Annotated in this window: 11 protein-coding genes and 1 tRNA gene; 2 read left to right on the forward strand and 10 right to left on the reverse strand. The window is 65.5% G+C overall.

Annotated elements, in window-relative coordinates; all coding sequences use genetic code 11:
* Nucleotides 1-206 precede the first annotated feature (206 nt).
* The 8 genes from MA09_RS09730 to MA09_RS09765 form a co-directional block, all read right to left on the reverse strand.
* On the reverse strand, nucleotides 207-728 hold the full coding sequence (locus tag MA09_RS09730; protein WP_051933322.1) for a hypothetical protein: 522 nt from the start codon (nucleotides 726-728) through the stop codon (nucleotides 207-209).
* A gap of 46 nt (nucleotides 729-774) precedes the next feature.
* Nucleotides 775-1,332, reverse strand: a complete 558-nt coding sequence (locus tag MA09_RS09735) for a thymidine kinase (RefSeq protein WP_036247256.1) — start codon at nucleotides 1,330-1,332, stop codon at nucleotides 775-777.
* Nucleotides 1,333-1,425: 93 nt separating this feature from the next.
* Nucleotides 1,426-1,974, reverse strand: a complete 549-nt coding sequence (locus MA09_RS09740) for a sugar O-acetyltransferase (protein WP_373887842.1) — start codon at nucleotides 1,972-1,974, stop codon at nucleotides 1,426-1,428.
* A 16-nt stretch (nucleotides 1,975-1,990) separates the two neighbouring features.
* Nucleotides 1,991-4,225, reverse strand: coding sequence for a penicillin acylase family protein (locus tag MA09_RS09745; RefSeq protein ID WP_036247263.1), 2,235 nt, complete (start codon nucleotides 4,223-4,225; stop codon nucleotides 1,991-1,993).
* Nucleotides 4,226-4,257: 32 nt separating this feature from the next.
* Nucleotides 4,258-5,052 (reverse strand): hypothetical protein, encoded by a 795-nt coding sequence (locus MA09_RS09750; protein WP_036247266.1) that lies wholly within the window; start codon nucleotides 5,050-5,052, stop codon nucleotides 4,258-4,260.
* 442 nt (nucleotides 5,053-5,494) lie between these two features.
* Nucleotides 5,495-5,579, reverse strand: a tRNA-Leu gene (locus MA09_RS09755).
* Nucleotides 5,580-6,141: 562 nt separating this feature from the next.
* Nucleotides 6,142-6,342 (reverse strand): hypothetical protein, encoded by a 201-nt coding sequence (locus MA09_RS09760; RefSeq protein WP_036247269.1) that lies wholly within the window; start codon nucleotides 6,340-6,342, stop codon nucleotides 6,142-6,144.
* A gap of 19 nt (nucleotides 6,343-6,361) precedes the next feature.
* Complete coding sequence (locus MA09_RS09765; protein WP_229440641.1) at nucleotides 6,362-6,745, reverse strand: hypothetical protein; 384 nt, start codon at nucleotides 6,743-6,745, stop codon at nucleotides 6,362-6,364.
* A gap of 139 nt (nucleotides 6,746-6,884) precedes the next feature.
* Between MA09_RS09765 and MA09_RS09770 the strand changes: the two genes are divergently transcribed.
* Both MA09_RS09770 and MA09_RS09775 read left to right on the forward strand, forming a co-directional pair.
* Nucleotides 6,885-7,568, forward strand: coding sequence for an SOS response-associated peptidase (locus MA09_RS09770; protein ID WP_036247275.1), 684 nt, complete (start codon nucleotides 6,885-6,887; stop codon nucleotides 7,566-7,568).
* A 202-nt stretch (nucleotides 7,569-7,770) separates the two neighbouring features.
* Nucleotides 7,771-8,130 carry a DUF1566 domain-containing protein gene (locus MA09_RS09775; protein ID WP_229440642.1) on the forward strand — a complete coding sequence of 120 codons (360 nt, stop codon included), beginning with the start codon at nucleotides 7,771-7,773 and terminating at the stop codon, nucleotides 8,128-8,130.
* 82 nt (nucleotides 8,131-8,212) lie between these two features.
* On the opposite strand, the gene MA09_RS09780 is transcribed toward MA09_RS09775, so the two are convergent.
* Nucleotides 8,213-9,649, reverse strand: coding sequence for a M20/M25/M40 family metallo-hydrolase (locus tag MA09_RS09780; RefSeq protein WP_036247279.1), 1,437 nt, complete (start codon nucleotides 9,647-9,649; stop codon nucleotides 8,213-8,215).
* 78 nt (nucleotides 9,650-9,727) lie between these two features.
* On the reverse strand, nucleotides 9,728-10,388 hold a 661-nt coding region (locus MA09_RS09785; protein WP_036247280.1), incomplete at its 5' end, for a metallophosphoesterase.

Here is a 10,388-nt window from a genome sequence, read left to right on the forward strand (position 1 = left end):
CCATGAACAGGTGGTGCTTCTTCATTCGTCGTCTCTCCGAAACGAAATTACTTGCCTCGGCGCGACCGGCGATCGTTGCAATCAAGCAGGCCGGTCAATACGCCCTTTGTGGGCCATTCTACAGGAAGCCGGAGGAAGGCAGAGCCGGCATCCTCCTATTTTCGCCTGAGCGCAGTGCTGGATTAAGGCTGGCATAAGCCAGGCATTCATCCTTTGACAAGCTGGAGCAATTCAGCGCGGTATATCGTGACGACGCCGCCAAACAGCAAGAGCGGAATCCACGGCCAGGAACGCGCCGCCAGCCGCCAGTCCACCGGCGAGGGCCAGAAGGACAGGAACTGCGGGGCCAGGAAAAAAGCGAGCGCCAGGTCGAGCGGCTCGAACACGAGGCCGTGCCGGGTGCGCCACCAGGCCACCGCGAACGGCAGGCCCAGGACCAGCAGCGGCGCCAGGGCGCTCGGCGCCGCGTTGTACCAACGCAGGTTGGCAAAGGTAACGGAGCCGAGCTCCCAGTTGTGTCCCTTGCCTGGCTTCTTGATGCGTTTCGGAATGACGCTCAGCCCGATCGGCTCGGCATTGGTGAGCAGGCCGACGGAAAAATGCGCGAGCTCGTGGCACAGGGTGCCGGCGGCGGTAAACACGAAGAAAAAGGGATGCGCGCCCGAAGCGATCCACAGCAGCAGCGCGAGCGCGCCCGAGGGCAGCAGGTACAGCAGGATGTCGCTCATACGGATGCGGTGGACGGCAGGCAGGCCCTGCGATCCGCCGGGGCCATCAATGCGAGCCCGAGTAGAAGCAGCGGCCGCAGGCCTGGCGGTAGCTTTCGTTGCCTCCGATGCTCACCTGTTCGCCCTCGCGGATGCGGCGGCCTGCGGCATCGACGCGGATGTTCATGGTCGCCTTCTTGCCGCAGGTGCAGATGTTCTTGATCTCCTCGATGTCGTCGGCCAGCGCCAGCAGATAGGCCGAGCCCGGAAAGGGCTCGCCGCGGAAGTCGCTGCGCAGGCCGTAGCAGATCACCGGGACGCCGCGCACTTGGGCGACCTGGTGCAATTGCTGCACCTGAAGCGTCGTGAGGAACTGGGCTTCATCGACCAGGATGCAGGAAACCGGCGGCGCGCTGGCGAGGAAATCGGTATTGCTGTCGAACAGGTCGACCTGGCGCTGCGGGCCGAGGCGCGAGGTGATCACGCCCACGCCATAACGGTCGTCGATGGCGGCCGTGTAGAGCTTGACCTGCTGGCCCTGCTCTTCGTAGTTGTGCGCCACCTGCAATAGGGAGGTCGATTTGCCGGCGTTCATCGCCGAGTACCTGAAATAAAGTTTTGCCACGGCCCTGCCCTGAAACGGAGTCGACTGCGTCGATATGGATAATTGCCGGATTATAACAAGCAGGCGTGTCCGGACACCAGCCTCCGGGGCCGTTCAGCCCTCGTGCAGGCGGGCCGGATTGCCGGCAACGCGGGCGCCCGCCGGCACGTCGTGGGTCACCACGCTGCCGGCGCCCACCACGGCGTCGTCGCCGATCGTCACGCCCGGCAGGATGATGGCGCCGCCGCCGATCCAGACGTTGCTGCCGATCCGTACCTGCCGGCCGGATTCCAGCCCGCTGCGGCGCACGGCCGGGTCGAGCGGATGCTCGGCGGTATAGATCTGCACGGCCGGGCCGATGCGGGTATCGTCGCCGATCGTGACCTGCGCGACGTCGAGGATGACGCAGCTGAAATTGACGAACACCCGGTTGCCGAGGCGGATGTTCCAGCCGTAGTCGCAATGGAAGGGAGGCCGCACGATGCTGCCCTCGCCCACGCCCGCCAGGCGCTCGGCCAGCAGGGTGCGCCAGACGGAGACCGGCTGGCCGAGGGCGGCGTTGTAGCGCGCCAGCCAGGCGGCGGTGACGGCCTGCTCCGCCACCAGTTCGGGATCGCTGGCGTGGTAGGGCTGGCCCTCCAGCATCTTGTGCCGCTCGCTCATGCGCATGAGGTTTCCTTTACAGGCCCGGGTGGTACTTGCGCTCCAGGTTCTTCTCGATGTCTTCCTTGTAGAACAGCACGTCCTTGAACTCGCCGCGGCTGTACATCTCGGCCTGGTCGGCGAAGTGCTTCGAGGCCGGGTTATTGCTGTTGCCACCTGCAAGGATACTCTTCGCACGCACGCGCGGGCCGAATTCCACCACCGCGACGAAGCTGTTGCCGCGGTCGCCGTAGATGCGCTTGGTCTTCTGCTTGGCCACCATCCCGAACGAGGCCAGCGAGCCCCAGTTGGCCGAAGCGAACGCCACCGGCCAGCTCGGCTTGCCGTCGTCGTACTGCTGCTCGATGTCGCCGCTGATGCGCTGGAAGCGGTTGATCTCGCCCCACGGGGTCTGCCAGGTGCCGAAGTCGGCGGTGAGCTTGTCGGATGCACGCTGCAGCGAGGCCAGGCGCTCTTCGGCATTCAGGCTGCCGGTGACGAAGTCGACCACCGGCGTGCCCTGTGCGCGGGCGCGCGCCGCGTGCTGGGCCACCATGTCCTGGCCCCAGTAGATCGCCAGCGAGGTCGGCTTCGAATCGACGCCGAAACGCAGGTCCCAGCCGCGCAGGCTCGCTACCTGCGCGGACAAGGCCGCCTTGCGGGGATCGCTCGCGGGCAGCGCGTCGTAGTCCTTCAGCAGCAGCGGCACCAGCGGTTCGAAGGCGGTCAGGTGGCTGTCGTAGGCGGCTGCGATCAGGCTGTCGAGCGTAAAGCTTTTCGCGTCCTTCAGCACGCGCTCGGCATGGCGTCCGCGCGCGTTTTCCGGCAACGACCACATGTAGCTGGGCCAGTCCTCGCGCTTCGGGCTGCTCGCGCCCGACGCGCTGAACGGCCAGTTGTTGGTGTTCGAGATGTAGCCGCTGGCCGGGTTGAACAGCGTGATGGTTTCCTTGATGGCGTGCAGGCCCTGCCATTCGGTGGCGGGCGTGCTGCCGTCCACCGGCTTGGTCCAGTCGAAGCGCGGGTCGCGCTTCGGGATGAAGTTGCCGTGGAAGTAGGCGATATTGCCCTTCGCGTCCGCATACACGGTGTTGTTCGAGGAGTTGGTGCGCAGCTCCATCGCCTTGTAGAAGGCCTTGTAGTCGCGCGCCTTGGTGCGGGTGTACGACTGGGTGAGCGCCTTGAGCGGTTCGTCCATCATCCGCACGGACACCCACTTGCCGCCCTCTTCGCGCACCACCGGGCCGTGGTGCGTGAAATAGGCCGTGACCGTGCGGCTGGCCATGGCGCCCGACGCCGTCCTGTACGGCAGCGTGACCTGCCGCGCCCTTACCGGCCGCTCTTCCCTGCCGTACTTGTAAAAGAACCTGCCGTCGCGCTCGACCACGGTCTCCAGGTATTCGTCGATGACGTCGCCGCCGCCCGAGGTATGCATCCAGCCGGCCTTGTCGTTGAAGCCCTGGTAGATGAAGAACTGGCCCCAGGTCACGGCGCCGTAGGCGTTCAGGCCTTCTTCGCTGACCATGTGCACTTCGGGGCGGAAGTAGAACGAGGTGTGCGGGTTGATCAAGAGGAGCGCATTGCCGGTGCGCGAGAGCTTGGGAGCGATTGCAAAGCCGTTGGAACCGCGCGGCTCCGCGTCGAATCCCTTGTCCAGCGCAGCCAGCTTGTCGGCCGCCGCCGCCTCGTTGCGCTTGCCGTAGAAGCGCTCCAGGTCCTTCAGGTCGATCGACTCGATGTCTCCGCCGATGCTGCCTTCGCTGAAGCTGAGCGCCATCCAGGGCTCGAAGCGGGTGATCAGCTTCGGCTTCACTTCCGGATGCGTGTACAGGTAGTAGTTCAGGCCATCGGCAAAGGCGTTCATCAGTTGTTTCAGCCAGGCCGGGCTGGCCGCGTACTTGGCTTGCATGTCGCTCGGCGTGATGTACATCTTCATGCGCAGGTCGCGCCAGATTTCCTTTTCGCCCTCGACCTCGGCCAGGCGGCCCATCGCATTGATGTAATTGAGCTCGACGCGGTTGAAGTCGTCCTCGGCCTGGGCGTACAGCAGGCCGAACACCGCGTCGGCATCGAGCTTGCCGAACACGTGCGGGATGCCCCACTTGTCGCGCATGATGGTCACCCGCGCCGCCGTCTTCTTCCAGCGCGCCAGGTCGGCGGCGCTGGGGGCCTGCTTCACCGCGGGGGCGGTCGCCGGCGCAGCGAGTGCAGGCACGGCCGCGCCCAAGGCGCAGGCCAGGATGGACGGCAAAATGATGCGGGTGGTGGTCATGCGTGTCTCCTTCTTCTCGTTCTATCGTCGTCTTATTGTGTGACGCCGGCGTGGACCAGGCGCTGCTTGAGCACTTCGTTCTCGGTCAGCAGGGTCGCCACCCGGTCCTTCAGCGAGGCGATCTCGGCGCGCGCGGCGGCCAGTTCGTCGGCCGGGTCGCTTGGCGCGGCCTCCTTCTTCGGACGGGTCGCCATCTTCTGCTCGCGCACCTGGCGCGCAGCCTGCTGCAGCTCCTTGCGGCCGCCGGCGACGGCGGCCTTCTGCGCATCGATCGGCAGCTGGGCCACGTTGGCGGCGGCATTGATCGAGATGGTCCCGGTGCGCACGGCTTCGCGCAGCTCCGGCGTCGCGGCCTTCTGGATGCGCTCGATCTGGCTGATGGTATTGGCCGACACGCGCGCGGCCTTGGCCACTTCCTCGCGGGTGTTCCAGGGCGGCGGCGGGCGCGCATCCATGTCGTCGGCCTCCGGCTTGGGCGGCGCCAATGCCATCTCCTCGGCCATGCGCGCGGTGACGATCTCCTTCTTCTTGAGCGCCAGTACGCCGCGCTGGAAGTCGGACACGCTGCGGCGCGCCAGGTGGTTGTCGATCATCCACAGCATCACGTCGTCGATCGACGCGAAGTTGTTGTTGTGGACGGTGCGGAAGGGAATGCCGTGCTTCTGGCAAATCTCGTAGCGGTTGTGTCCGTCGATCAGGGTGTCGCGCCACAGCACCAGCGCATCGCGGCAGCCCTCGGCAAGCAGGCTGCGCTCGAGCGCGGCGTATTCGATGTCGGTCAGCGGGTCGACGAAGGCACGCAATTCGTCATTGATGATGATGTTCAATTCTTGTCCTCTTGCAGCGGCGGCAACCAATAAACCGCCGTCCGGCATGCTACACCATCAGGCCGGAACGACCAATGGATGAGTGGGAGTCGATGCCGTTGCCATGTACCGGCATGGAGTTCCCCACCTATTCACCTCGCATGACATTCCTCAGCCATGGCGCTGCGCTGGCGCACGGCTTCGTTAGGCCGCCGGGGTGGAGGCCGGGGTCATGTGGTGGCGCCACAGCACGCGTGTGTATGAACGGGCGGATCGGGAGATCGCGGCGCGCCGGGAAACACCGCCGCCGGAGGCGGGACCGCGCGAAGTAGGGCCGCTATCAGTGGCGCCCTGAATGGATGCGTTGCCGCGTAGCCGGCGTGCGTCGCCGGCCGCCTGGACAGGCGGCGACGCCGCTGCCCGAAAAGGCTTCACATGCCGTGCTGGAACCATTGTAAAAGCGTGGTGCGGGCAGCCGGAATCGAACCGGCACGCCTTGCGGCGGCAGATTTTAAGTCTGATGCGTCTACCAATTTCGCCATGCCCGCGCCGGCGGGGATTGTACTACGTGCGGCAGCCAGAGTGTTAGTAGTTGAGCTACTTGGGGGTTGCCTGAGCGGCCTGAAGCACGACTTGCAAGCCTGGCGACCGTTACGGCCGTTCTCCAAACGATCGGCAACAACGTGTTTCGCACGAAAGAGAGCAAAAAGAGGCCGCTGTCCCGTAAGGACAGCGGCGAAGAACTCAGTCAATGCTGAGCTGGAGACACACGAAGAACGGTGGAACTATCCACCAGACACGTAACCAACTTGAGTCCGTCTCCCCGAGCTGCAAGCTCAGTTTTTCCTCGCCAGTTTGTCAGCCTGTTCGCACATACGCGAAGAAACACCTCGGCGCGTGGACCGCTCGTCCGAAAAAAAGCCGCTGCCAGGTGAAGGCAGCGGCCGAGAACTCAGTCAACACTGAGCTGGAGACACGCGGAGAAAGGTGGAACCATCCACCAGAGAACAGCACCGACATAAGTCCGCTATCGGGACCTGCAAGCGCCGTTTCATCCCACGCGTTTGTCGGCGTGTTCGCACAAGCTTGCGGCAAAACCTCAGTAAAGGCTCAGTAGATCGACTCGTAGGCCACTGCCAGGCAGACCAGGCCCACGAAAAACAGCAGGCCGTAGACGAAGATGCGCATCGAGGTCGCCAGCTCGGCGACGGCGCGGCTGGCCTTGCTGTCAAGCTTTCCTTTGCGCCGCGCGCCATTCAACAGCAGTGAAACGAAGACGAACAGCGTCGCCAGGATCAGGACGATTTTCATGAAGATTCAGGTACGTGCCTCAGGTGCGTGCAACAACGAGCGCCAGCGCCACCAGCGCCAGGATCGACGACACCCCGGTCGCCACGCCCAGCCACAGCATGCGCTTGCGCGCCACGTCCATCTTGGCGATCAGCTGGGCATTCTGGTCGGCCATGTTGGCGATGATCTCCGAAGCCTGGAGCATCTGGGTACGCAGGTCCGCCAGGCTCATCTCGTTCTTCTCGACGCGCATGACGAGCGTGCCGAAGTAGTCTTCCTGCGGCTCGTCCGGCGTCAATGGGTCCGGAGCCATGCCGGCAGCGCCGCCCGACTTGCGCGCCACCTGGTCCCACAGCCTGCGCGCGGTTCCCGCAACCTGCGGCGCGGCGTGGATCACTTCGCTCCACGGTACCGTTTTCAACATACTCCACCAGCCACTGGCCATCTTGCTCCCCTATCGATCGATGTCTAGCCGGGAGCATACCACTGCGCGCGACCGGTATACGAACTCATCCGGTCTCTACCGTGCTGCCCCCCGCGCGCGGCTGCGCTACCATGGACCCATGTGTGGACGATTTGACCAGAGCCAGACGGCTCGCTACTACGCCAGCGTATTCGGCTGGACCGACGCGGTCTACGACAGCGAGTCCACGCCTGCCTGGAACGTTTCGCCCGGCAGCTATCGCCCGGTGATGCACCTGCAGGACGGCGAGCGCCGCATCGACGACGTGTTCTGGAGCTACCGCGCGCGCTGGGCCGAGGGCAAGGTGCCGATCATGGTCAACGCCCGCATGGACAAGCTGAGCAACCGCTACTGGAAACCGCTGCTCAAGAAGGGGCGCGCGATCGTGCCGGCCGAGGGCTGGTACGAATGGACCGGCGAAAAGGGCAAGAAGCAGCCATGGCATATCCACCGCAAGGACCGTGCGCCCCTGTTCTTCCTGGCCTTGGCCAACTTCGGCAGCCTTGGTGAAGACCGCGCCGAGCACCGCGCCGAGGCCGGCTTCGTGCTGGTCACCGACGCGGCCGACGAGGGCATGCTCGACATCCACGACCGCCGTCCGGTGGTGCTGGAAGCCGCCGACGCCGCGTTATGGCTCAACCCCGATCTCTCGCCCGAGGAAGCCCTGGACCTGGCGCGCCGCGTCGCCCTGCCCGTCGATGCCTTCGAATGGTACAAGGTGACCAACGCCGTGAACCGCCCGGGCGCGCAGGATCCGCAAATGGCCCTGCCCCTGGCCGACTGAATTTTTTACCGGATGGTAAACATTCTGCACGCTTGCCTGTGCACGAGCAATTTTCCTGATCCCAGATTGCTGTGGGTAAATATCTGCTTAAGATCAAACACTTGCATGAGCTAGATCGAACGACGGCACGCAACCAAAGCTCGGTTTGGACGGTCTTAAAAGACTGATACCAACCTTGAGGAAATGTTATATGGGCGAGTACATGCAAGTTCGGGCCATGCTGCAAGAAGGCGAGGCCTATGCGGGACTAATCCTCGGCAAGGAAAAGGATCCTGATTACCACCTGGTGCTGTTGCCGGACGAGGCGGTCGACGTCAGCTGGCCGACCGCCGTCGACTGGGCGCGGACGCGCGGCGGGGTCCTGCCGACCCGGCGCGAGCTGGCCCTGCTGTTTGCCAACCAGCGCGAAGCCTTCGAGCGCAACTGGTACTGGTCGAGCGAGCCGCACGAAACGCGCACCCAGCTGGTCTGGGGGCAGAATTTCGCCAGCGGCATCCAGACCATCTACGGGCGCCCCTACCGGGGGCATGCGCGAGCGGTACGGCGTATCGCCGTGCCCTGAGGCCGGCTGCGCAGGACAGGCAAGCGCCCCCGCATCGCACAGGCGGGCATGGGCGCCGCCTGCCGTCAAGGCTCGACTGCGGTCAACGTTCAGGTACGTTCGCGCGCCCGATCGGCTGCTCGATATTGGCCAGGAACCAGCTCGTGGCCGCCATCACTGCCACATGGCGGCGCAGGTGGTCGGGGTCGACCTTGTCGAGCGTATCGGCCGGGGTGTGGTGGTAGTCGAAATAGCTGGACGTGTCGATCAGCGGCGCGAAGCTCGGCACGCCTGCGCGTTCCAGGCCCGACAGGTCACCGGTCGAGAGCGCGTCTTCGCGGCGGAAGATGCCTGCGCCGATGGGTTGCAGCGCCGCCTGCAGCGGCGCGAACAGCTTGCTCGAGGTCGCCGGCACGCTGGCGCGCAGGCCGAACGGGCGGCCGGCGCCGTTGTCGCTCTCGATGGCGCCGATGTGCTGCTCAAGGTTGGCCTGTTCGGCGGCCAGGTAGCCGCGCGCACCGCGCATCCCATTCTCCTCGTTCATCCAGGCGATCATGCGGATGGTACGGCGCGGACGGTAGTCGAGCTTTTTCAGGGTGTCGAGCACGGCCATCGCACTGGCGACGCCGGCCGCATCGTCGTGGGCGCCGGGCGACAAGTCCCAGGAGTCCAGGTGGCCCGACACGATCACGATCTCGTCGGGCTTGTCGGTACCCGGCAGGTCGGCGATCACGTTGTAGCTGTCGGCATCCGGCAGGGTCTTCGGCGTCAGCACCAGCTTCATGCTGAGCGGGCCGCGCTTGGCCAGGCGGCCCATCAGCATGGCGTCTTCGGCCGTCACAGCGGCGGCCGGGATGCGCGCATTGTCCTGCAGCGCAGTCGAGCCGGTATGCGGCAGGCGGTAATTGGCGCCGCCCACCGAGCGCACCAGCGCCGCCACCGCGCCCAGTTCCGCCGCCATCGGCGGGCCGCTGCGCCGAAAAGCCGACGCCTGGCCGTAGGCCTGGCCGGCCAGGCCGCGGTCGGCCTGGTGCTGGTCGAAGGCGACGTCGAACAGGACGATCTTGCCCCTCACTTCGGCGCTGCGCGCCTTCAGTTCGTCGAAGCTCTTCACCACCATCACGGGCGCAGTCAGGCCGCTGGTCGGGGTCGCACCGGAGCCGCCAAGCGCGGTCAGCACCACGCGCTGGGTGATGCCCTGCGGGCGTCCGGCGTACTCGACCAGCTCACCGGTTTCGAGGCCGCGGACCCAGTGCGGCACCTTCACCGGCTGCAGGGTCACCTTGGCGCCGAGCTTGCGCATCGCTTCCGCCACCTGGGTCACCGCCGCGGCGGCGCCCGGCGAGCCGGACAGGCGCGGGCCGATCAGGTCGGTCATGTCCGCCATGCGCTCCCAGGCGTAATCGCTCTGCATCGCCGTATCGCGGATCTTCGCGAGCGCGGCAGGATCGTTGCCGGGGCTGGCTGCCAGGGCTGCGCCGCTGACTAGCGAAGCAGCGAGAACGGTCAGGACAGGGAAACTGCGGATGCTGCGGTTCATGCGTCGAATCCTTCTTCAGTTCAAGGGATCCCAACGATAGCGCATCCGAGAAATTTTTGGTACGAAATGTTGGCGTCTTTACACCGCCGGAACCAGGCGCACCAGGGTGATCTCCGAGGGCGCCCCGAAGCGCTTGGGCGGGCCCCAGTAGCCGGTGCCGCGGCTGATATACACCCACATGTCGCGCACCCGGTGCAGGCCGGCAACGAAGGGCTGCTGTAGCGGCACGAACAGGTTCCATGGAAAGAACTGCCCGCCGTGGGTATGTCCGGACAGCTGCAGGTGAAAGCCGGCTTCGGCCGCTGCCGGCGCGCTGCGCGGCTGGTGTGCCAGCAGGATGCGCACGTCCGCCTGCTCGCCGGCCATGCCCGCGGCAGCGCGCGGGTCGCTCTTGTGTCCCGGATGAAAATGGTGGGCGGTATAGTCGGGCACGCCGGCAATCATGATGGTGGCGTCGTCGCGGTGTCGCAGCACGTGCTGGTTCAGCAGCACGGTCAGGCCCAGCCGGCGCACCTCGGCAATCCACTCGTCCGCTCCAGAATAGTATTCGTGGTTACCGGTGACAAAGAACACCCCGTCGCGGGCCGCCAGGCGCGCAAGCGGCTGGGTATGCAGGCCCAGGCGGTGCACGCTGCCGTCCACCAGGTCGCCGGTGATGGCGATGGCGTCGGCGCCCAGCTTGTTGACCCGGTTGACAATGGCGTTCAGGTAGGGACGCTTGATGGTCGGGCCGACGTGG

The organism is Massilia sp. BSC265 (assembly GCF_000740675.1).
GTDB lineage: Bacteria > Pseudomonadota > Gammaproteobacteria > Burkholderiales > Burkholderiaceae_D > Telluria.

Excerpts from the sequence above, each read along its gene's own strand:
- MA09_RS09730 (WP_051933322.1), bottom strand. The coding sequence starts at position 728 with ATGAGCGACATCCTGCTGTACCTGCTGCCCTCGGGCGCGCTCGCGCTG.
- MA09_RS09775 (WP_229440642.1), top strand. The coding sequence starts at position 7,771 with ATGCAAGTTCGGGCCATGCTGCAAGAAGGCGAGGCCTATGCGGGACTA.
- MA09_RS09770 (WP_036247275.1), top strand. The coding sequence starts at position 6,885 with ATGTGTGGACGATTTGACCAGAGCCAGACGGCTCGCTACTACGCCAGC.
- MA09_RS09745 (WP_036247263.1), bottom strand. The coding sequence starts at position 4,225 with ATGACCACCACCCGCATCATTTTGCCGTCCATCCTGGCCTGCGCCTTG.
- MA09_RS09765 (WP_229440641.1), bottom strand. The coding sequence starts at position 6,745 with ATGTTGAAAACGGTACCGTGGAGCGAAGTGATCCACGCCGCGCCGCAG.
- MA09_RS09760 (WP_036247269.1), bottom strand. The coding sequence starts at position 6,342 with ATGAAAATCGTCCTGATCCTGGCGACGCTGTTCGTCTTCGTTTCACTG.
- MA09_RS09740 (WP_373887842.1), bottom strand. The coding sequence starts at position 1,974 with ATGAGCGAGCGGCACAAGATGCTGGAGGGCCAGCCCTACCACGCCAGC.
- MA09_RS09780 (WP_036247279.1), bottom strand. The coding sequence starts at position 9,649 with ATGAACCGCAGCATCCGCAGTTTCCCTGTCCTGACCGTTCTCGCTGCT.